General features: G+C 65.2%; 20 protein-coding genes, 1 tRNA gene and 1 pseudogene. 4 read left to right on the forward strand and 18 right to left on the reverse strand.

Translation table 11 applies throughout. The features are described 5' to 3' along the window. Positions 1-188 precede the first annotated feature (188 nt). The gene (locus tag J0M27_RS13390; protein ID WP_294992481.1) at positions 189-1,031 is read right to left on the reverse strand and encodes a nucleotidyl transferase AbiEii/AbiGii toxin family protein; all 843 of its coding nucleotides are present in this window, start codon (positions 1,029-1,031) and stop codon (positions 189-191) included. Then, entirely contained in the window at positions 1,031-1,867 is an 837-nt protein-coding gene (locus J0M27_RS13395; protein WP_294992484.1) for a type IV toxin-antitoxin system AbiEi family antitoxin domain-containing protein, read from the reverse strand. The genes J0M27_RS13390 and J0M27_RS13395 overlap by 1 nt, the downstream gene beginning before the upstream one ends. Before the next feature lie 407 nt (positions 1,868-2,274). Between J0M27_RS13395 and J0M27_RS13400 the strand changes: the two genes are divergently transcribed. Both J0M27_RS13400 and J0M27_RS13405 read left to right on the forward strand, forming a co-directional pair. Beyond that, entirely contained in the window at positions 2,275-2,736 is a 462-nt protein-coding gene (locus J0M27_RS13400; RefSeq protein WP_294992487.1) for a MaoC family dehydratase, read from the forward strand. Positions 2,737-2,760: 24 nt separating this feature from the next. Continuing rightward, complete coding sequence (locus tag J0M27_RS13405) at positions 2,761-3,360, forward strand: histidine phosphatase family protein (protein WP_294992490.1); 600 nt, start codon at positions 2,761-2,763, stop codon at positions 3,358-3,360. A gap of 154 nt (positions 3,361-3,514) precedes the next feature. On the opposite strand, the gene J0M27_RS13410 is transcribed toward J0M27_RS13405, so the two are convergent. From J0M27_RS13410 to J0M27_RS13465, 12 genes are all read right to left on the reverse strand, one after another. Next, positions 3,515-3,605, reverse strand: a tRNA-Ser gene (locus J0M27_RS13410). Positions 3,606-3,656: 51 nt separating this feature from the next. Then, positions 3,657-4,505, reverse strand: coding sequence for a carboxylating nicotinate-nucleotide diphosphorylase (gene nadC / locus J0M27_RS13415; RefSeq protein WP_294992493.1), 849 nt, complete (start codon positions 4,503-4,505; stop codon positions 3,657-3,659). A 46-nt stretch (positions 4,506-4,551) separates the two neighbouring features. Next, the gene (locus J0M27_RS13420; protein WP_294992496.1) at positions 4,552-6,204 is read right to left on the reverse strand and encodes an FMN-binding glutamate synthase family protein; all 1,653 of its coding nucleotides are present in this window, start codon (positions 6,202-6,204) and stop codon (positions 4,552-4,554) included. Between the two features lie 47 nt (positions 6,205-6,251). Further along, complete coding sequence (locus J0M27_RS13425) at positions 6,252-7,127, reverse strand: DMT family transporter (protein ID WP_294992499.1); 876 nt, start codon at positions 7,125-7,127, stop codon at positions 6,252-6,254. Further along, positions 7,120-8,637 carry an NAD(P)H-hydrate dehydratase gene (locus J0M27_RS13430; RefSeq protein WP_294992502.1) on the reverse strand — a complete coding sequence of 506 codons (1,518 nt, stop codon included), beginning with the start codon at positions 8,635-8,637 and terminating at the stop codon, positions 7,120-7,122. The genes J0M27_RS13425 and J0M27_RS13430 overlap by 8 nt, the downstream gene beginning before the upstream one ends. 416 nt (positions 8,638-9,053) lie before the next feature. After that, positions 9,054-9,503 (reverse strand): DUF2147 domain-containing protein, encoded by a 450-nt coding sequence (locus J0M27_RS13435; protein ID WP_294992505.1) that lies wholly within the window; start codon positions 9,501-9,503, stop codon positions 9,054-9,056. 167 nt (positions 9,504-9,670) lie between these two features. After that, a complete protein-coding gene (locus J0M27_RS13440; RefSeq protein ID WP_294992508.1) occupies positions 9,671-10,447 on the reverse strand; it encodes a 5-oxoprolinase subunit PxpA in 777 nt (258 codons plus the stop codon). Continuing rightward, positions 10,434-11,426, reverse strand: a complete 993-nt coding sequence (locus tag J0M27_RS13445; protein ID WP_294992511.1) for a biotin-dependent carboxyltransferase family protein — start codon at positions 11,424-11,426, stop codon at positions 10,434-10,436. The genes J0M27_RS13440 and J0M27_RS13445 overlap by 14 nt, the downstream gene beginning before the upstream one ends. Beyond that, entirely contained in the window at positions 11,419-12,111 is a 693-nt protein-coding gene (gene pxpB, locus J0M27_RS13450; RefSeq protein ID WP_294992514.1) for a 5-oxoprolinase subunit PxpB, read from the reverse strand. The genes J0M27_RS13445 and pxpB overlap by 8 nt, the downstream gene beginning before the upstream one ends. Continuing rightward, positions 12,108-13,406, reverse strand: a complete 1,299-nt coding sequence (locus J0M27_RS13455; protein ID WP_294992516.1) for a TRAP transporter large permease subunit — start codon at positions 13,404-13,406, stop codon at positions 12,108-12,110. Before J0M27_RS13455 ends, pxpB begins: the two co-directional genes overlap by 4 nt. Before the next feature lie 3 nt (positions 13,407-13,409). Beyond that, complete coding sequence (locus J0M27_RS13460) at positions 13,410-13,931, reverse strand: TRAP transporter small permease (protein ID WP_294992519.1); 522 nt, start codon at positions 13,929-13,931, stop codon at positions 13,410-13,412. A gap of 4 nt (positions 13,932-13,935) precedes the next feature. Beyond that, entirely contained in the window at positions 13,936-14,904 is a 969-nt protein-coding gene (locus tag J0M27_RS13465) for a TRAP transporter substrate-binding protein (RefSeq protein ID WP_294992521.1), read from the reverse strand. Positions 14,905-15,032: 128 nt separating this feature from the next. Between J0M27_RS13465 and J0M27_RS13470 the strand changes: the two genes are divergently transcribed. Both J0M27_RS13470 and J0M27_RS13475 read left to right on the forward strand, forming a co-directional pair. Next, positions 15,033-15,593: a winged helix DNA-binding protein gene (locus J0M27_RS13470; protein WP_294992524.1), complete on the forward strand. Its 561-nt coding sequence runs from the start codon at positions 15,033-15,035 to the stop codon at positions 15,591-15,593. Between the two features lie 15 nt (positions 15,594-15,608). Next, a complete protein-coding gene (locus J0M27_RS13475; protein WP_294992527.1) occupies positions 15,609-16,892 on the forward strand; it encodes a Glu/Leu/Phe/Val dehydrogenase in 1,284 nt (427 codons plus the stop codon). Between the two features lie 312 nt (positions 16,893-17,204). On the opposite strand, the gene J0M27_RS13480 is transcribed toward J0M27_RS13475, so the two are convergent. The 4 genes and pseudogenes from J0M27_RS13480 to J0M27_RS13495 form a co-directional block, all read right to left on the reverse strand. Then, complete coding sequence (locus J0M27_RS13480; RefSeq protein ID WP_294992530.1) at positions 17,205-18,254, reverse strand: amino acid ABC transporter permease; 1,050 nt, start codon at positions 18,252-18,254, stop codon at positions 17,205-17,207. Then, complete coding sequence (locus J0M27_RS13485) at positions 18,251-19,222, reverse strand: ABC transporter permease subunit (protein WP_294992532.1); 972 nt, start codon at positions 19,220-19,222, stop codon at positions 18,251-18,253. Before J0M27_RS13485 ends, J0M27_RS13480 begins: the two co-directional genes overlap by 4 nt. A 32-nt stretch (positions 19,223-19,254) precedes the next feature. Next, on the reverse strand, positions 19,255-20,268 hold the full coding sequence (locus J0M27_RS13490) for an amino acid ABC transporter substrate-binding protein (protein ID WP_294992534.1): 1,014 nt from the start codon (positions 20,266-20,268) through the stop codon (positions 19,255-19,257). A gap of 98 nt (positions 20,269-20,366) precedes the next feature. After that, positions 20,367-21,146 (reverse strand): annotated as a pseudogene (locus J0M27_RS13495) (DNA polymerase IV); the annotation flags it as partial. Positions 21,147-21,293: the final 147 nt, after the last annotated feature.

Here is a 21,293-nt window from a genome sequence, read left to right on the forward strand (position 1 = left end):
CGGGGCTCACAACTTTGTCTACGGGCACGTAACAATGTCACAGACAGAACCATGCGATCGTTTGTGTGAGGCGATTGAGTGTCGAATTCAAAAGCATCCTCATTCAGGTCTGGTTTCTTGCCCGCGGTTTGAGCGGGACGTAACAACAAATAGGCCATGGTGTTTCTCTTTGGTACGTAGGTAGCCGATTAGCCTTCCGCCCTCGGCAAGTCGGCGGCGCGAACAGCACGCAGCACTTCCCGAAAGACGTCATCGAACGGTGGCAGATGGTTCATCTGGTGGGTGAGACGGGCGGCCCAGAGCCGCCGTAGACGATCTTCCTTGGCGGCGATTGCCTGCTCCATGCCGGCAATGACGCGTTGCCGCAATGCCAACTTGGCATCGAGTTCGGCACGCATCTCCGCAACGCGCATGTTGGTGGAGCCGAACAGATACCAGAGGTCATACAAGTCACGTGGCTCGTTGCGTGCCCGATCGCTCAGGGCCAGCAGCTTTTCAACCGCGATCTCCTCGATGGCGTAGACCTTCACGGTCGGCCCCTCGGGCAAGTCATCAAAGCTGTCGTAGGTACGCTGAATCGGGCGATCTTGCAGAGGGAAGCACAAGACTTCGTTGATCGTGATGTCAACCTTTACATCGTTTGCGGCGGGCAGTGGCCCCTGATAGCGCAGGTAGAAGGTGTGGCTGTTCTGGTGGCCGTGGCGGTCTTCGCGGTCAAAAGCGATCCGCAGGCCCGAGTCGGCTTCAACGGTGGCGAAGATTTCGTTCAGCTCCGCCAGGATCTTTTCGAGGGTGATCGGACGGATCAAGGTGAAATCCAGGTCTTCCGAAAACCGGTAGTCCTCAAACCAGCAGCGTCGCAGGGCCGTGCCACCTTTGAAGGCCAATACCTCGCGTAATGGATGGCCTGCCAATCCGGTCAGGAACCAGGCCAGTACGTAGTCGCGTTCGATGACAGCCTCGGGAATGCGCCGCCCGCCAGCGGTCATCAGCGTGTTCGAGATCAGGGAAATGTTGCGTTGGGGAATCATCAGCCAAGCCTCACGGCATCCAGTTCTTCGGGAGTCACGTTGAGCTGGAGCCGCCAACGTGAAAGGAATGCCCCCTCGGCGGGGAGTAGTGGATCAAGGCGCTGGTAAGTTGCCGTCAGCATGCAGCGCAATGGTTCCAGCGCCGGAGCATCGGCCAAGCCGTAGTGTTCCAGCAAGTAGCCGAGGCGGCGCACGACGGCACCAATGCCGAGGCGTCGTGCGTAGTCCACCAGCCGTTCGACTTTCAGTACGTCTCGCTTCATCCACAGGCCCTTGGCGACTTCGGTAACGCCACCGGCAAATGCCGGGTGTCGGAGACCATCGATGATGGTGCGCTCCATGTCGCTGATCATCACGAAGCGTTCCTTGTCGACCCAATGCTTCATGACCCCGAATTCTTGTTCCGCTGCGATGTGGATAAACCGAAAGTCATAGCCACCCACCGTCTGCGGACGCACGCGCCGCGTACATGACACATACACGGTGAAGTTCGGCTGCGTCACCATGCGGTGCAGTTCAAACGCAGTACCGTGCGACAGGAAGTAGGGCGCTGTACCAGCGAGTTCGCGCGCGATCAGGTACGGGCTGCCGATGTGCTCTGTGGCCCGGCCAAGTTCGAAGGGCACGAGGTTGTACAGACCGGGCTTCAGTCGCGTCACCAAGCCGCGCTGCTGGGCTTTGTGCACGAGATTGCGCGCCGATGCAGCCGACAGGCCGGTGATCGATTCCACATCGGCCAAGGTGAACATGGACCGGTGCAGCTCATTCAACTCAGTGAATAGCTGCGCTGCCCGTGGGCCTAGCGTCTTCGTTTGCAAGTGATACTTAGCGCTCAATTAGCGTCCATAAAAGAAACGTATTGTGTAGCAAATATAACATTTACGATACTAAGAGGCAAGTTTGTCCCTCATTGGGGGACAAATTAAGCGTGGAATATAACCTTGCCATTTCTGATCGAGCGGGCTGTGGCATAGTGCGGCGGTGTGCCGTCGTGACTCTAATGCCGAGGAATCGTCGATCCGAGAATTCGCTAAGTTTGAGCTGCGACTGGAAAGACAACTGTGAAAGAACTGTACGGCATGACGCGGTAAAACTAGTGATAAGGCGGTTTGCGAGAGCGCCTGGTTGATAAAAAGTTACATATAATCAAGGCCTACTTTATTCAGAAAACTCGCTGATCCGCCTTCTAAGCCGGGGGTAACAGGTTCGAGTCCTGTCGGGCGGGCCACCTACCAGGAAAATCATGAACATGACTCGCTTTGCGGGAATCGAGGATGCCCGGTCCAGATTGGGCCAGGAAATCGGCGTCAGCGACTGGATGCTGATCGACCAGGCGCGGGTCAATGCCTTTGCCGAGGTGACGGGCGACCGGCAATGGATTCATGTCGACGTCGAACGGGCGAGCCGCGAATCTCCGTTCGGCGGCCCGATCGCCCACGGCTACCTGACGGTATCGCTGCTGGCCAAGTTTGCCCAGGAATGCATTGCCGTCGACGGGGTCAAGCTGGCAGTGAACTACGGCCTCAATCGTGTGCGCTTTGCGGCGCCGGTAAGGGTTGGCAGCCGGGTGCGTGCGCGTTTTGTTCTGGTCGGCGTGGAAGATATCGCCGGTGGAGCGCAAATGCTCTGGCAGGCCACCGTCGAGATCGAAGGTGGTCCCAAGCCGGCATGCGTCGCGGAGATGGTCACGCGCTGGTATTTCTGATCCGACGCAAGCATCCTCGGCGCAATGGATACCGCAAAGGCGCCTGCCTACCTGTGCATTGCCCGGCATGGGGAAACCGACTGGAACATCGCCGGTATTCTCCAAGGCTGGATCGACGTTGAAATCAACGACCGCGGACGCCGGCAGGCCTACGAGCTGGTTGCGGCTTTTTCCGGGGCAGGCTTTTCACATGTGTACTCCAGCACGCTGGCTCGCGCGCTGGAAACAGCGAGGATAGTCGCGCGATCGTTGGGCTTGCCCGCGCCGCATTGCCATGTGGGCCTGAAGGAGAGGAATTTTGGCGAGATCCAGGGTGTTCCCAAGGCCGAACTGGCAGAGCTGAACCCGGTGTTGTTGCAGCAGATCATGAAACGCAATCCGGCGATTTCGTGCGAGCAGGGTGAGTCCATGGACGCCTTTGCCGACCGTGTCTTGTCGGCGATCGTCGACATCGGCGAACGTCATCGCGGGCAGCGCGTGCTGGTGATCACCCACGGTTGGGTGATGGATGTAGTCACTCGGCATATCGCCGGATTGCCGCGCAGCGCGATACTTAACATGAAGCGCAAGAACGGGGAGTCGGTCTGGCTGGAAGTGAATGGGGAGGCGATACGGCCGCTGTGATTCCTGAGCTCCTCAAAATCACGAAGCGCGAATGTAGTGAATTTGACCGCAGCATATACGGCAGTCAGGGAATTCATACTGTGTGCGGAAATGTATGTTGGAGCCGCCTTGTAAATGCAGAATTCAATTTGGACAAGTGGTTAAGCAGGTCGGGTGGCGGAGAGGGAGGGATTCGAACCCTCGTTAGGATATTATCCTAAACACGCTTTCCAGGCGTGCGACTTAAACCGCTCATCCACCTCTCCGCTGCTGCCCGCATGGTTTGCCCGTGCAGGCAGGGCGCGAATTCTAGCAGATCAGCCCTCGCTGTGCCGCAGCGAAAGGTCGACCGCGCGCACATTCTTGGTCAGGCCGCCGACCGAGATGCGGTCGACGCCGGTTTCAGCGATGGCGCGCACGGTTTCCAGGCTGACGCCGCCCGATGCCTCGAGTTCGGCGCGCCCGGCAGTGAGGCCAACCGCCTGGCGCATTTGCGCGAGATTCATGTTGTCGAGCAGGATCATGCGGGCGCCGGCGTCGAGGGCTTCCGCGAGTTGCTCCAGGGTTTCCACCTCGATCTGGATGAATACGTCGTTGCGTCCTATGGCGCGGGCTTGCTCCAAGGCGGCAGTTACGCCGCCAGCGGCCATGATGTGGTTTTCCTTGATCAGTATTCCGTCATAGAGCCCGAGGCGATGGTTCTTGCCGCCGCCGCAGGTGACGGCGTACTTCTGCGCCAGCCGCAGGCCGGGCAGGGTCTTGCGGGTGTCGACGATGCGCGCGCCGGTGCCGGCAATGGCATCGACATGGAGCCTCGTCATCGTGGCGGTGGCCGAGAGCAGTTGCAGGAAGTTCAGCGCCGCGCGTTCGGCGGTGAGCAGGGCGCGGGTGCTGGCCTCGATCTCGCAGACCACTTCGCCGGCCCGGATCGAGTCGCCGTCGCGCAGGTTCCAGCGGATCTCGGTCAGCGGATCGAGCCGGCGAAAGCAGGAGTCGAACCATGCCGTACCGGCCAATACCGCGTCTTCGCGGCTGACGACGGTGCCCAGAGAACGCTTGTCGGCGGGGCTGAGCAATGCGGTCAAATCGCCGCCGCCGATGTCTTCGGCCAGGGCGGCGAGCACATTTCGCTGCACTTCGGCAGCGAGTTGGAGCGGGAATTCCATGATGCCTTGCGCCGGTTAGGTAATGCAGGGATTCTACCCTTCAGCGTCAGCGCTGTTTCGATCCGCGCAGGCTGAGCGTAGTCGCCGGCGGGGCAAAACTGTCGGCACTGGCGACATCCCAAAACACCCTGAACACCGGGTGATCGGGTACGCCGGCAAGCAGTTCGCCGGGCCGGGCCCAGTGGTGCAGCGCCGCCAGCGAACGGACCTCGGTGGCCGACACGCGACGTATCACGTGCTCCGGCCCCAGCTCGCTCGGATGGTTCAGACCGGCAGCCCCCAGCATCTCCTTCAGCGCGATCAGCGTATTGCGATGGAACTGGTGCACGCGCGCCGACTTGTCGGTGACATCGAGGGCGCGCATGCGCACCGGATCCTGGGTGGTGACCCCGGTCGGGCAATGCCCAGTGTGGCAGGTCTGCGCCTGCAGGCAGCCCAGGGCGAACATGAAGCCGCGCGCCGAATTGCACCAGTCGGCGCCGGTGGCGATGGTGCGCGCCATGTCGAAGGCGGTGACGATCTTGCCCGAGGAACCGATGCAGATCTGCTGCCGCAGATTGACGCCGACCAGGGTGTTGTGCACCAGCATCAGGCCCTCGCGCAACGGCGCGCCGACGTGGTCGGTGAATTCCAGGGGCGCCGCGCCGGTGCCGCCTTCGCCGCCGTCGACGACGATGAAGTCGGGCGCGATGCCGGTCTTCAGCATGGCCTTGACGATGGCGAACCATTCCCAGGGGTGGCCGATGGCGAGCTTGAAGCCGACCGGCTTGCCACCGGACAGGTCGCGCAGGCGGGCGATGAACTCGAGCAGTTCGACGGGTGTCGAGAAGGCCGCGTGGCGCGGTGGCGAGATGCAGTCGACGCCGACCGGGACGCCGCGCGCCTCGGCGATCTCGGGCGAGACCTTGGCGCCGGGCAGGACGCCGCCATGGCCCGGCTTGGCGCCTTGCGAGAGCTTGATCTCGATCATCCTGACCTTTTCGATGGCGGCGTTCTCGGCGAAGCGCGCGCCGTCGAAATGCCCGTTGGCATCACGGCAGCCGAAGTAGCCGCTGCCGATCTCCCACACCAGGTCGCCGCCGTTCTGCCGGTGGTAGCGCGAGATCGAGCCCTCGCCGGTGTCGTGAAAGAAATGCCCGCGCCGGGCGCCTTCGTTGAGCGCCAGGATGGCGTTGGCGGAAAGCGCGCCGAAGCTCATCGCCGAGATGTTGAAGACGCTGGCGGAGTAGGGCTGCGTGCAGCCGGGACCGCCGACATCGATGCGGAAATCATGATTCTCGATGTGGATCGGCGCGATCGAATGGTTGATCCACTCGTAGTGCGGTTCGTAGAGGTTGAGCTGGGTGCCGAAGGGCCGCTTGTCCAGCGCCTGCTTCGAACGCTGGTAGATGATCGAACGTTGCGCGCGCGAGAAGGGCAGTTCCTCCGAATCGGCCTCGATGAAGTACTGGCGGATCTCGGGACGGATGTATTCGAAGAAAAAGCGGAAATGCGCCAGGACCGGATAGTTGCGGCGGATCGCCTGGCGCGGTTGGAGGAAGTCGATGAGGCCGATCAGCGCCAGCGCGCCGAAGACCAGGCCGGGCCAGATCCAGAGCGTTGAGACGGCCATCAATGCCAGGCAGGCGGCGGCAAGGAGGATGCAGGCCGCCCAGGCGTGGTAGCGCTGCGGAACGATGCTGTCGAGCTTCTGCAACATGGAATCCTCCCGTTGAAAGCCGAGGCGGAGCGGCTACTTTTACTGCATCAGGCGCGGCGGCGCAAGCGTTCCCCGAGCGCTATGGAAAGCGAGCTGCCGGCGATCACCACCATGCCGGCGATCGACAGCAGGTCCGGGAGGTGATCGTAGAACATCCAGCCGAGCAACCCGGCCCAGATCAATTGGCCATAGAGGAAAGGCGAGAGGAAGGATGCCGCCGCGTAGCGGAAGGCTCGCGTCAACATCAGGTGGCCGGTACCGCCATAGATGCCCAGCGAAGCGATCAGCGAGGCGTCGATCCAGCCCGGCGTCGGGCCGCCCCAGTACAGCGGTGCCGCCAGCGTCATGGCCACCGTGCCGACCAGCGCGGTATAGAACAACATGGTCAGCGTGTTCTCGGTGGGCGAGAGCTGGCGCGTCTGGATCTGGTAGATCGCGTAGCAGGTGGCGGCAAGCGTCATCCAGACAATGCCTTCGGCATTGAGTGCGCCGCCCGGCCGGGCGATCAGCAGGGCGCCGCCGAAGCCGGCGAGCACCGCGATCCAGTGGCCGCGCGTGATCGATTCCTTGAGCAGCCAGTGCGAGAGGATGACGACGACCAGCGGCGTGACGAAGAGGAAGGCGGTGCTTTCCGCCAGCGGCATCAGCGAGAAGCCGGCCATCGAAAATCCGGTGGTGCCGGTGAGCATCAGGGCGCGCGTAATCTGGGCCACCGGCCGCGTGGTGGTGATCAGCTCCAGGCGCATCGACGGCGCGAGGAAGATCAGCATCATCAGGCAGTGGAAGGTGTAGCGGCCCCAGACCATCATCGGGATCGGGTAGGTGCGCGACAGGTACTTCGAGGTCGCGTCGAGCGCGGCGAAGCAAAGCGTGGCGCCGACCATCAGCAGGATGGCCAGGCCGACCTTGCGCCGGTCAGGCATGTGTCGCGATCAGTCGATTCAGCGTGCCGCGCGCGGCAGGTATCAGTTCGCCGGCCGTCATGCCGACCGGGCCCTCGCCGGCGGCGGCAAGCAGGTCGGCGGCCATGCCGTGGATGTGTACGGCGCCGCACAGCGCGGCCTCCGCTGGCCAGCCCTGGGCCAGCAGGGCGCCGGCCATGCCGGCCAGCACGTCACCGCTGCCGGCCGAAGCCAGGCCCGGATTGCCGGTGGCATTGATGCGCCAGCGGCCGTCAGGGAAGGCGATGATGGTGCCGCAGCCCTTGAGCGCGACATGGGCATTGAAGCGCTGCGCGAGCTGCAACGCGGCGCTGACGCGGTTCGCTTGAACGTCGTCGGTGGGGATGCCAAGCAGACGTGCCGCTTCGGCCGGGTGCGGCGTGATCAAAGTTGGCGCGTGGCGGTGTCGTACGCGCGCGGCAAGAACCGGGTGCGTAGCCAGTTGATTCAAGGCATCGGCGTCGAGCAGTGTCGGGAAGTCGGCGCTGGCGATACGGCGAATCAACTCGGTCGCCGTCGTCGAATCGCCCATTCCGGGGCCGACCACGATGGCCGTGGCATTGGACAGAGCGTCCGCAGGCGAACGCAGCATCAGCTCGGGCTGAACTGGATCGATCGCCAGTGGCTGCAGCAGCCCGGCAAAAACGCGGCCGGCGCCAAGCTGCAGGCCGGCGCGTGCGGCGAGCAGGGCGGCGCCGCTCATGCCGGCGGCACCGCCGATCACCGCCAGCGAGCCATGGCTGCCCTTGTGGCTGTTGCGCCGGCGCGGCACGAGGCCGGCGCGAAAATCCGCCGTCGACAGCAGGGCGCCGGGAAAGCCATCCAGCGCCAGATCGAGACTAGCGATGCTGACCTCGCCGCAATGGTCGGGCCCGTCGAGGGTGTAGAGCCCGGGCTTGCCGCCGATGAATGACAGGGTGTGCGTCGCGCGCACGGCGACGCCCATGACGCGGCCGGTGTCGCCATCGAGTCCGCTGGGCATGTCGAGCGCCAGCACCGGTCCGGCATAGTCGTTGATGCGCTCAATCAGCGCCGCCTGGTCGCCTGCGATGGATCGGGTGAGGCCGATGCCGAACAGCGCGTCGACCACCAGCGAGAACTTGCCGGCCGGCACCTCGCGGCAAAAGTCGGCGCTGGTGCTACGGCAACTCCGGTAGGCCGCCGCCGCATCGGCCGGCAATCGCGACGGATCGGCCGTGAACTGGATGCTGACCGACACTCCGGCGCGCGCCAGTTCGCGTGCCATGACGAAGCCGTCGCCGCCGTTGTTGCCGGGGCCGGCGCAGACCAGCACGCGGCCATGCCCGAAGCGTTCGCGGACGAAGCTGGCGGCAGCGCGTCCGGCGCGTTCCATCAGCGACGGATTGGCAGTCGCGTGGAGTTGTTCGAGGGTGCGCAGTTCGGCGGCGCGCAGCAGGGTCGTCGTTGCTCCGGCCGCCGCGCCTGACGCCGAAGTTGCTGGCGTTCCCCTGCGCTGAAATTTCGTTTTCATGCCGTGATTGTAACCGTGCCGCCTCAGGCCCCGCCGGCGGGCATCGTCCGTGGAATCGTTCCGTACATGTTGACCCCTTTGCTCGGGCTGGATTCGACATCCAGACGTCCGCCCAAGGTGACGATCCGTTCTCTCATGTTTGCAGAGACCTTGTCCGTCGCTGGCAGGATTGGGCGAGCCCAAGCCCTGTTGACGACCTCCGCAATTGACCCACGGCCAAAGCAATTTCCATCGAAACTTGACCTACCTTGATTGGCTATCCTGCAAGATTTTGAGCAGGGGCAACGGGAGTGGTCAATGTGGGCATGTTGGCCAAGATCAGGCGGATGCATTTCCGCGAGGGAGTGCCGCTGAGGGAAATTGCTCAGCCCACGGGACTATCGGGAAACACCCTACGACAGCAGGTTTGATGGCACCTACTCGGAGCGCAGCCAGGTTTGTGTGCGGCCGATGAAGAGGAAGGAACCGCGCATTTCCAGCTTCTTGCCGCCATCGATGACCGTGACCTTGGCGTTGTAGGTCTTGCCGTTGTTCGGGTCGAGGATCTGGCCGCCGCCATAGACATTGTCGCCGTCTTTCTTCAATCCGCTGAGGATGGTCATACCGATCACCGGCTTGCCTTTGCGTGCGTCGTCGGGCGGGCATTCGTCGCACTTCGAGTCCTGCTTCGCCGGGTCCATGATCTTCTCCACGGTGCCGGAATACACGTCGTTCTTCTCGACGATGCGTACGATGGACTTGGGCTTTTTGGTCTCGTCGTCGATCGTGACCCATGCGCCGACCGGCGAGAGCGGATCGGCGAAAGCCGCCAGTGACAGGCTGGCGGCAATAATGGCGGCGCAAAGGCGGGGCAGCTTCGGGCTCATGGCGTTCTCCTTGTGGGTTTCCAGGGTCGACGAGGCGTCGGTGCCGGTACGGAGGCGACGGCGACGACGGGCCGTATTTTGCTTCGTTTTGCCGCTGCCGGCCGGGCTTTGGCAGGCGGCGCGACGAACTCGGCCTTCCTCTCTTTGAGGGCATCGGCAGTGTACACCTACTGGCCGCCAGCCAGCTCGGGGACGGTGGCGAGGGAGAGTCCTGCGTGCTTCAGGCCGTCGCACAGGCGGCGGGCGACGGCCACCGCGTCGGGGCTGTCGCCGTGGACGCAGATGCTGCCGATAGCCGTCGGGATGCGCGTGCCGTCGATGGCGACCAGCGCGCCGGCATCGAGCATCGCCCGCACATGCGCCAGGCAGGTCTCGGCGCCGTGGATCATGGCGTCGGGGCGCGAGCGCGGCACCAACTGGCCATCGGGCAGGTAGGCACGGTCGGCGAAGATTTCCTCGACCACCGCAAGCCCGGCGGCATGGCCGGCGGCGACGAGTTGCGACGCGGCCGGTGCCAGCAGAATCAGGGCCGGGTCGATGGCCCGAATGGTCGCGCAGATCGTCTCGGCAAGCTTGCGGTCGACGCAGGCCTGGTTGTTCAGGGCGCCGTGCGGCTTGACGTGACTGACGCGCATGCCTTCCAGAGCCGCGATGCCGACCAAGGCGCCGATCTGCGCGGCGAGCTGGTTCTCCAGTTCCGCCGGTGTCAGCGACATGGCGCGGCGACCGAAGTTGCGCAGGTCGGGGTAGCTTGGGTGGGCGCCGATCGAAACGCCGTGTTCCTGCGCTAGGCGAAGCGTCAGCCGCATGACGTCGGGGTCGCCGGCGTGGCCGCCGCAGGCGATGTTGGCCGAATTGACGATGGCCAGCATGGCGGCGTCGTCGCCCATGGTCCAGGGGCCGTAGCCTTCGCCGAGGTCGGCATTCAGGTTAATGCGTGGCATCGATGACTCCGTCGATCAGGTTGGCGCCATAAAGGGCGGCGAGGTCGGGTTCGGCCGTATCCGGCACGACGGTGGCGAGGCTGGCCGCCAGCGCCTGCGCGGCTTCCTGTCGTGCCGCAAGTGCTTCATCCAGTGTCACGGCGGCAAAGCGCAGGCGCGTTCCGGGCAGGGCGTGGCCCAGGCGCGGCAGGTCGGCGCCGATCACCGTGGCGATCTTGGCGTAGCCGCCGACGGTCTGGCAATCCGCGAGCAGGACGATGGGCCGGCCGTCGCCCGGCACCTGGATCGCGCCCGGTGTCACCGCGTCGGAAACGATGTCGGCGCCGCCGACGTGGTTGAGGCGCGGCCCGTCGAGGCGCAGGCCCATGCGATCGGCCTCGCGCCCGACGACGAATTCGCCGCCGAGAAAGTTTTGCCAGGCGGCATCGCTGAAGCGCTCGCGCTGCGGCCCAGGAATGACCCGGAGCGGCCCATCGTGGCGCGCCGGCGCAATGCCGAGGCGGCGCGGAATCGCCGTCCCGCCAGCGCCGACTTTGAGCAGTTGCCCGGGCGCGAAGGGACTGCCGAGGTCGGCGCGCTCATAGCGCGAACGGCTGCCCAGTTCGCGGCGCCCCTCGATGCCGCCGGCGAACGCAAGGTAGGCGACGCCGCTGCGCACGGCATCGATGCGCAGTTCCTCCCCGGCGTGCAGGCGATGGCTGCGCCACGCCGCCACGGCGTGCGTGTTGGCTTCGCCGACGATGCGCGCGTCGACCTCGCCGGCGATGGCGAACAGCGCATCGGCATCGCTCTTCAGGCGCGGTCCGGCGAGGCGCAACTCGATCGCGGCGGCATCGGTTCGGTTACCGGCGAGCGCGTTGGCCAGCGCCAGCCATTCCGGGTCGAGCGCGCCGGAGAGCGGCACGCCGAGATGGCGATAGCCGGGGCGCCCCGCGTCCTGCAGGCTGGCGGGCAAGGGGCAGGCGAGGATCTCAAGCATGGCGTGGGTGATCGCGCAGGTTTTCAAATTCGTCGGGCGTTACGGCTTCGATGCGCAGTACGTCGCAGGGTGCGAAGCGTGCCGGGCGTTGCGGGTTCGCCGGATCGAACAGCTTGAGCGGCGTGCGTCCGAGCAGGTGCCAGCCGCCCGGGCTTTGCCAGGGGTAGATCGCGGCCTGGCCGCCGGCGATGGCGAAGCTGTTGGCCGGCACCGCCGTGCGCGGCGTGGCGCGGCGCGGCAGGTCCAGCCAGTCGGGCAGGCCGCCGAGATAGGGAAAGCCGGGCAGGAAGCCGATCAGCGCCACCTGCAGGTCGACCGCGCACAGCGCGGCGATGAGCTCGCCCTCGCTGCGGCCGGTGGCGGCCGCGACGTCGGCAAGGTCGGGCCCGAATTCGCCGCCGAAACAGACCGGCACGATGATGGGCGTGGCCGATCGCCGTGTCGCCAGCGCCGACTCTTGCACCGCCGCCTGCAACAGCGCCTGGCGCAAGTGGTCGTGGGGCAGGCGCAGGGGATCGAAATGCACGGTCAGCGAGCGCCAGGTCGGCACCATGTCGGTGATGCCGTCGAGGCCCAGCGCCTGCAGCGCATCGCGTGTCGCCATGACACGCGCATTGGCGTCCGGGTCGATGCGCTCGCCGAATTCCAGGGTCAGCGCGCCGTCGCCTAACTCAAGCAGCTTCATCCCACCATGCGCTGCGGCAGCCAGGTCACCAGTCCGGGGAAGGCGTAGAGCAGGCCGACCGCACCCATCATCAGGGCGAAGGCGGGCAGGGCGGTACGCGCGATCCAGGGCAGTTGTTTGCCGGTCATGCCCTGCAGGACGAACAGGTTGAAGCCGACCGGCGGCGTGATCTGCGCCATCTCGACCACCACCACGAGGAAGACGCCGAACCAGATCAGGTCGATGCCGGCGGCGACGATGGTCGGCTGGATCACGGCGATGGTCAGTACCACCATCGAGATGCCGTCGAGGAAACAGCCGAGGATGATGAAGAAAATCATCAGGCCGAAGAGCAGGCCGAACTGGCCGAGGCCGAGGCTGGCGATCCATTCCGCGAGCTGGCGCGGCAGGCCGATGTAGCCCATCGACAGGGTGAGGAAGGCGCTGCCGGCGAGGATCAGGGCGATCATGCAGTACAGGCGTGTGGCGCCCATCAGGCTGTCGCGGAAAGTGGCCCAGGACAGCGATCCCTGTGCCGCGGCCAGGACCAGGCTGCCGACCACGCCCAGCGCCGCGGCTTCGGTCGCCGTGGCGATGCCGACGTAGATCGAGCCCAGGACCAGCGCGATCAAGAGCACCACCGGGATCAGGTGGCGCGAGGCGTAGAGCTTCTGGCCGAAGCTGTAGCGCTCGGTGGCGGGCGGCACGGCACCGGGATTGAGCAGGGCCCAGACCACGATCCAGCCCATGAACAGCAGGCCCAGCATCAGGCCGGGCAGCACGCCGCCGATGAACAGCTTGGCGATCGAGACTTCGGCCGCGACACCATAGACGATCATGATGATCGAGGGCGGAATCAGGAGGCCCAGCGTGCCGGCGCCGGCCAGGGTGCCGAAGGTGATGCCTTCCGGATAACCGCGTTTGGCCAGTTCGGGCAGGGTGATCTTGCCTATCGTGGCGCAGGTCGCGGCCGATGATCCGGAGACGGCGGCAAAGATGGTGCAGCCGATGACATTGACGTGGAGCAGGCGGCCGGGCAGGCTTTCCAGCCAGGGCGCGAGGCCCTTGAACATGTCGGACGAGAGACGCGTGCGGAACAGTATCTCTCCCATCCAGAGGAACATCGGCAGCGCGGTCAGGGTCCAGGACGAGGAGGCGCCCCAGATGGTGACGGCCATGGCGTCACCCGCGGCGCGCGGGGTGAACAACTCCATGGCCATCCAGCCGACGCCGAGCAGGGCCAGGCCGATCCAGATGCCGCTGCCGAGCAGGGCGAACAGGGCAAGGATCAGGACGAGGGTGATCGCGACATCCACGGCTTATTCGCTCCTCACCGGTTCGCTGCCAGGTTTTCGTTGGTGTCGCTTCTCGCCGCGAATGACGGCCACCAGTTCCTCGGCCAGGGCGATGGCGAAGATGGCGCTGCCGACCGCCATGCCCAGTTGCGGAATCCACAGCGGCGTGGCATCCGTGCCCTGCGAGACGTCGTTGAACTGGAAGGACTGCCACACCAGGCGCGCCGCGAACCAGGCCAGCAGCGCCGCGAACAGCAGGCCGGCGGCGTGGCTCCAGAGCTCCAGGGCATGGCGCATGCGCGGGCCGGTGTGGTCGAGGATCAGCGTGACGCGGATGTGTTCGCCGCGCTTGAAGGTATGCGCCAGCGCCAGGAAGGCGGCGGCGGCCATGCAGTAGCCGGCGTAGGCGTCGGTGCCGCGGACATGGAAATCGAACAGGCGCCCGAGTACCGACAGCAGGATCATCGCCAGGGTGCCGATCATGAACAGCGCCGCCGCCCAGGCGGCGGCGCCGTACAGACCGTCGAGCGCGCGCCGGATCGACACGCGCTTACTTGCGGTAGGCGTCGAGGATGGCCTGGCCTTCGGCGCCGGCGGTCTTCTGCCATTCGCCGATCATGGTGTCGCCGACTTTCTTCATGTCGGCCTTGAGCGCGGCCGAGGGTGCGGCGACGGTCATGCCGTTCTTGGTCAGGGTCTCGATCCAGACCTTGGTCTTCTCCTCGCTGGTCTTCCAGCCGCGGGTTTCGGCCTCGGCGGCGGCCTTGAGCACGGCATCCTGGCCCGCCTTGTCCAGCGCGTCGAAGGCCTTCTGCGAAACCAGCACCGCATTCTTCGGCAACCAGGCCTGGGTGTCGTAATAGAACTTCACCTGCTCCCAGACCTTGGAGTCGACGCCAGTGGCAGCCGAGGTCATGAAGGCGGCGACGGCGCCGGTGGCGAGCGCCTGGGAGAGTTCGGCGGCCTGGATGGTGACCGGCTGCGCGCCGACCAGTTCGGCGATGCGCGAGGTCTGCGGGCTGTAGGCGCGCCACTTGACGCCCTTGAGATCGGCGCCGGCGTTGATCGCCTTGGCCGAAAAGATGCCCTGCGGCGGCCAGGGCACGGAGAACAGCATCTTCAGACCCTGCTTGGCGAGCAGCGCTTCGAGCGCGGGCTTCTGCGCGGCGGCGAGCTTGCGTGCCTCGGCGTAGGAGGTGGCGAGGAAGGGCACGTTGTCGGTGCCGAACAGCGGGTTCTCGTTGGCATAGCCGCCGAGCAGGATCTCGCCGATCTGCGCCTGGCCGCCCTGCACCGCGCGCTTGATCTCGTTGGCCTTGTACAGCGATCCGCCGGCGTGGACGGTGATCTTGAGCTTGCCGGCCGTGGCCTTGTCCACGTCGGCGGCAAACTGGCTGATGTTCTCGGTGTGGAAATTGGCAGCCGGGTAGGGCGTGGGCATGTCCCACTTGGTCTGGGCGGAGACAGAGAGAGCGGTGAAACCGAGTGCGGCGGCAAGCAGGCGTAGGCGGGTATTCATCGGCGGGGTCCTCACGAAGGTGGTCGCTGGAGATGTGGATGCAGCAGATAACACGTTAACATTACATTTACAAAACGTCAATAAAATGTTTAAAATATTTCGTCGAGCGACAACCGGAATTCTTCACCATGGCAAAAAAACCGACGGGCAGGTCTTCCACCGCGCAGGACGCGATTGACGAACCCGAGTTGCGCCGCATCGTCTCCTCCGAGCATCTGGTGTCCGACCGCTGTCCGGAACTGTCGGAACTCGAGTTCGGCCTGATCATCGCCAGCCACGCCTTCGGCCGCTGGATGACGCGCTGCATGGCGGGTGCTGGCGTCAAGGACATGACGGAAACCGAGATCCTGGTCGTACATCACGTCAATCATCGTGGACGCGAAAAGAAACTCGCCGACATCTGCTTCGTGCTCAACATCGAGGACACCCACGTGGTTTCCTATGCGCTGAAGAAACTCGCCAACCTGGGCCTGGTGTCCGGAGAACGCCGCGGCAAGGAAGTGCTCTGGTCCGCCACGAAAGCCGGGCAAGCCCTGTGTGAACGTTATCGCCAGGTGCGGGAGGCCTGCCTTATGCCGGGCTTTTCCGGGGCGGACGAGGAAAATCTCCGCATCGGAGACCTCGCCCGCCTGCTGCGCACGCTCTCCGGTCGCTACGACCAGGGCGCCCGCGCGGCGTCATCCATCTGATCTTCGGGAGCCATCATGGCCGCCACGCACGAAACGCTTTCCTATCTCGATCCGGCACGGCCGGAGCCCTGGGCCAGCTTCATCGAGCAGATCGACCGCGTGGCTCCGCACCTGGGTCATCTCTCGCACTGGATCGAGACGCTCAAACGGCCAAAGCGCATCCTGATCGTCGACGTGCCGATCGTGCGTGACGACGGGTCCATCGCGCATTTCGAGGGCTATCGCGTGCAGCACAACCTTTCGCGCGGTCCGGGCAAGGGCGGCGTGCGTTTCCATCCCGCCGTCTCGCTCAATGAAGTGATGGCGCTGTCGGGCTGGATGACGGTCAAGAACGCGGCGCTCGGCCTGCCCTACGGCGGCGCGAAGGGCGGCATCCGGATCGACCCGCGACAGTTCTCGCGCGCCGAATTGGAGCGCATCACGCGGCGCTATACCTCCGAGATCGGCATCGTCATCGGCCCGGACAAGGACATCCCGGCGCCCGATGTCGGCACCAGCGAACAGACCATGGCCTGGATGATGGACACCTATTCGGTGAATGTCGGCCACACTGCCAGTGGCGTGGTCACGGGCAAGCCGATTGCGCTGGGCGGTTCGCTGGGGCGCCAGGAGGCCACCGGTCGCGGCGTCTTTATCGCGGCGCGCGAAGCCGGGCTGCGCATGGACGTGCCGATTGCCGGCGCGCGCGTGGTGGTGCAGGGCTTCGGCAACGTCGGCGGCGTCGCCGCGCGCATCTTCCGCGAGAACGGGGCCAAGGTCGTCGCGCTGCAGGACGCCGAAGCGACGCTGGCCAATCCGGATGGAATTGACATCCCGGCGGCGCTCGCCCACGTTGCCGCGCATGGCAGCCTGGCCGGCTACGAGGGCGCGCAGGCGATCGGCGAAGATGAGTTCTGGCATCTCGAATGCGAGTACTTCGTTCCCGCCGCCCTCGAAGGCCAACTGACTCCCGCACGTGCGCACGGCTTGAGGACCAGGATCGTGGTCGAAGGTGCCAACGGGCCGACCACGCCCGCTGCCGACGACATCCTGCGCGACCGCTTCATCCTGGTCGTCCCCGACGTGCTGGCCAATGCAGGTGGCGTCACCGTGTCCTACTTCGAATGGGTGCAGGACTTCTCCAGTTTCTTCTGGACCGAGGAGGAGATCAATGCGCGCCTCGAAGGCATCATGGTCAAGGCCTTCGGCGCGATCTGGCACACGGCGCAGGAGCGTCGCGTATCGATCCGCACAGCCGCCTTCATCATCGCCTGCCAGCGCGTGCTGGCGGCGCGCGAACAGCGGGGGCTCTACCCTTGAGCCGGCCAAGCCGGAATCAAACAGGGAAGGCTTCGATGAAGTATCTCGATGCTTGGCCGAAAATGCGAATTGAAGGCTCGCCCCTCCCTTCCGCTATGCGGCCCACGGCAGGCTTTGCACAGCCTGCCGGCTGCGGCGGCGCGACGCATGCGTCGCGGATTCCCGCCTCGCCCCCTCACGGGGAGGCTACGGATTGGCTCGCTTCGCTCGAAATTCTTCGCAGGACGCGTCATGATTTGGCCGTATGGTGACTAAATTGCCTTTTGGCGCCGTATCGCCGGCGCCGACTTTCGTTGGCGCCGAGCGATTTGCTCAGTGGGCGGCGTGTTCGAAGCCGCGGCTGAAGCGCGACATTGCGTGGCAGCCGATCCAGTAGATCAGCGCGATGAACAGATAGCCTTCAAGGTGGAAGGAGCGCCATTCGGGATCGCCCGCCAGCGCCAGCGACAGCGACCCCGTGAGTTCGTAGAGGCTCACGATCGTGACCAGCGAGGTGTCCTTGAAGATGCTGACCGCGCTGTTCATCATCGACGGCACCACGGCGCGCAGCGCTTGCGGCAGGATGATCCAGCGCATCGCCTGCCAGCGGCCGAGGCCCAGCGCGGCAGCGGCATCGTGCTGCCCGGCTGGGATCGCCAACAGGCCGCCGCGGATGGTCTCCGAAAGGTAGGCCGCCGCGAACAGCACGATGCCGAACAGCACGCGCAGCAGCACGTCGATCGAGATGCCAGGCGGCAGCAGGAGCGGAAAGAGAAATGAGGCGAGGAACAGCACCGAGATCAGCGGCACGCCGCGCACCAGTTCGACATAGCTGCGGCACAGGCCACGCAGCAGCGGCAGGCTGGAAAAGCGGCCGAGGGCGACGAGAATTGCCAGCGGAAACGCCAGCAGCATGCCCAGTGTCGCCAGCAGCAGCGTCAGCGGAAAGCCGCCCCACTGGTCGCTGCCGACGGGCTGCAGTCCGAAGCGGTCGCCGCCCATCAGGATGAAGAAGACCGGCAGGGTCACGGCCCAGGCCAAGAGCATGGCTCGCAACGGCAGCAGGCCGCGACCGCTGGCGACGATCACGACCAGCAGTAGCACCGTCGCCAGCAGCGGTCGCCATTGCTCTTGGTGCGGATAGCGCCCGAAGAGGATGATGCGGTATTTCTCCGCCACCACGCCCCAGCACGCGCCGGCGTGGTTGGCCGCCTGGCAGGCAACGGCATCGGCACGGAACACCGCCTGCAGCAGCAGCCAGTCGATCAGGTCCGGCAGCCAGCAAAGCGCCGCCACCACCAGCGCTACGGTGGTCGCAGCACTGAAGGCGTCGGAAAACAGGTTGCGCCGCAGCCAGTCGCGCAGGGGTCGATGTTGCGTCACGAGTGATCGGCCCAGCGTCCGTTGCGGCGCTCCAGCCAGGCGCTGAGCCAGGCGGTGAGCAGCGACAGGATCAGATACACGGCCATGATCAGCGTTATGCATTCAGCGGCGCGGCCGGTCTGGTTCAGCGTGGTGTTCGCCACCGAGACCAGTTCCGGATAACCGATGGCGACCGCCAGCGAGGCGTTCTTGGTCAGGCTCAGATGCTGGTTGGTCAGCGGCGGGATAATGCCGCGCAATGCCTGCGGCAGCAGCACCAGGCGGAAGTTCTGCAGCCGCGTCAGGCCCAGCGCCAGCGCCGCCTCGCTTTGCCCGCGCGGTACGGCCGCGATGCCGGCGCGCACCGTCTCGGCAACGAAGGCGGCGGTATAGAGGCTGAGGCCCAGCAGCAGGGCCAGGTACTCGGGTGTCATGGCTGCGCCGCCGCTGATGTTCATGGCGCCGCGCTGCGGCAGGTCGATCAGGCCTCCGTCGCCGCCGAGCCAGGGCACCGACAGGCCGCTCTTGCTGAGGAAGACGTGCGGCGCCAGTTGCAGGGCCTTGCTGGCGGCTGGCAACAGGTCGGTGACGATGAAGTACCAGGCCAGCAGTTGCAGCAGCAAGGGAACGTTGCGCAGGGCTTCGACGTAGGCGGCGCAAAGCTTGCGCAGCAGCAGGTTGGGCGACAGGCGACCAAGTCCGACCAGGGTGCCGAGCAGGGTACTGATCAGGATCGCCGGCAGTGCCACGCGCAGGGTGTTGGCCAGTCCCGCGGCCAGCGCCCACAGCGCGCTGTCGCCCGAATCGAAGGGCAGCAGGCTTTCGCCGATGCCGAAGCCGGCGGGTTCCAGCAGGAAGTCGAAGCCGCTGCGAATGCCGCGTTCGCGCATGTTGGCGGCGGTGGCATCGAGCAGCCACCACAGCAGCGCCAGCAGTCCGGCGGCGATCAGCGCCTGAACCAGCAGGTTACGCCAGCGTTGTGCGGGCATGAATCAAGAGTCGGCGATGGTGATACGGCGATTCAGCGCACCGGCGGCGCGTAGAGCAGGCCACCCTTGTTCCACAGGGCATTGGCGCCGCGCGGCAGTTTCAGTGGCGACGCGCTGCCGACGTTGCGCTGGAATATCTCGCCATAGTTGCCCACCGCCTTCACCGCGCGCGCCGCCCAGTCGCGCTCCAGGCCGAGCAGCTTGCCGCTGTCCTCGGCGCCGCCGAGCAGGCGCTGGATGGCCGGGTCGGGGCTGGCCTTCATCCGTTCCAGGTTGGCCTGGGTGATGCCGTATTCCTCGGCTTCGATCAGGGCGAAGATCACCCATTTGACGATGGCGAACCATTCGTCATCGCCGCGCCTCACCACCGGCCCCAGCGGTTCCTTCGAAATCAGTTCGGGCAGCACCACGTAGTCGTCGGGATTGGGCGCCTCCTTGCTGCGGATGAAGGCGAGCGCCGAGGCGTCGGTGGTATAGGCCTGGCAGCGGCCGCTGAAGAATGCCTTGATCGAGGCCTCGAATTTCTCGAACACCACCGGCTTGACCTTGATGCCCTGCGCCTTGAACCAGTCGCCGAGGTTCTTCTCGGTGGTGGTGCCCGATTGCACGCAGATCTCCGCGTTCTTCAACTGCTTCGCGCTACTGATCTTGAGCTTCTTCTGCACTAGGAAGCCCTGGCCATCATAGTAGGTAACGGCGGTGAAATGCAGGCCGAGCGAAGCGTCGCGCGTCAGGGTCCAGGTCGTGTTGCGCGACAGCAGGTCGATCTCGCCCGACTGCAGGGCGGTGAAGCGCTGCTGCGCATTGAGCGGCACGTACTTGACCTTGGCCGCGTCGTTGAGCACCGCCGCCGCGATGGCGCGGCAGATGTCGACGTCCATCCCGTTCCAGTGTCCCTGACTGTCGGCGGCGGAAAAGCCGATCACGCCGGTGCTGACGCCGCAGGTCAGCTGCGCTCGCTGCCGCACCTGGTCGAGGGTCTTGCCGGCATGGGCAGGAGCATGTGCGAGCAGCAGCAGCGTCAGCGTGATGATCGGGAGTCTCATGGGATTGGGGTGCTGGCGGGCGATCGGTAGCGGGAATTCATTCTAACAAGGGCAGTCGCCAGGCTTTCGCAGCAAGCTGTTGCCCTGGCTGGTCGGGGTCAGCCTTCCGGCGGGAACAAGGGCAGTTCCCCCTGCGGCGATGTCGTCACGGTCGGCGCGTCGCTTCCGGATGCCAAGGTACTGGCGCGCACGCCGAGCAGCCTCAGCTTGCGGTCCAGCGGGACGCGGCGCAGGCATTCGCCGGCGGCACGGCGGATCGCGGCCGGATCCGCGGTCGACTCGTGCAAGGTCAGGTCGCGGGTGACGGTGCGGAAATCGTCGTAGCGCAGCTTGATGCCGATGGTGCGAGCCAGGTAGCCCTTGCGTTGCAGGTCGGCGGCGACACGGGTGCACAGCGAGGTGAACACCTCGGACAGCATGGCGCGGTCGTGGCGCGGATGGAGGTCGCGCTCGAACGTGGTTTCACGGCTGATCGATTTCGGCTCGGAACTGGTCTCCACCGGCCGTTCGTCGATGCCGTGCGCGGCGGCATGCAACCATTCCGCATAGCTGCGGCCGAAGTGGGCCTGCAGCAATGCCGGTTCGGCCCGTGCCAGTTCGGCGATGGTGGCGATGCCCAGCGCCGCGAGCTTCTCGCCGGCCTTGGGGCCGATGCCGTTGATCTTGCGCACCGGCAGCGGCCAGATGCGTTGCGGCACGTCGGCGAAGTCGAGCAGGGTAAGGCCGTCGGGCTTTTCGAGGTCGGAGCAGATTTTCGACAGCAGCTTGTTGGGGCTGACACCGATCGAGCAGGACAACCCGGTGGCGTCCTTCACGGCCTGTTTGATGCGACGCGCCAGCGCCGGCGTTTCATCCGGCAGGTCGCTCAGGTCGATATATTGATATTTCCGTAAAACATGACAACTTTTGATCATCTGAAACGTTGTATCTCCAATGGTGATATTGGAGAATGTTGTCATGGCACAAAAGCGGTTAAGCGACGCAACAAAGAAGCGATTGAAGGCAGGCCGGATGCTGCTCGCGGG

It is taken from the genome of Sulfuritalea sp. (assembly GCF_017302275.1).
Classification (GTDB): Bacteria; Pseudomonadota; Gammaproteobacteria; order Burkholderiales; family Rhodocyclaceae; genus Sulfuritalea.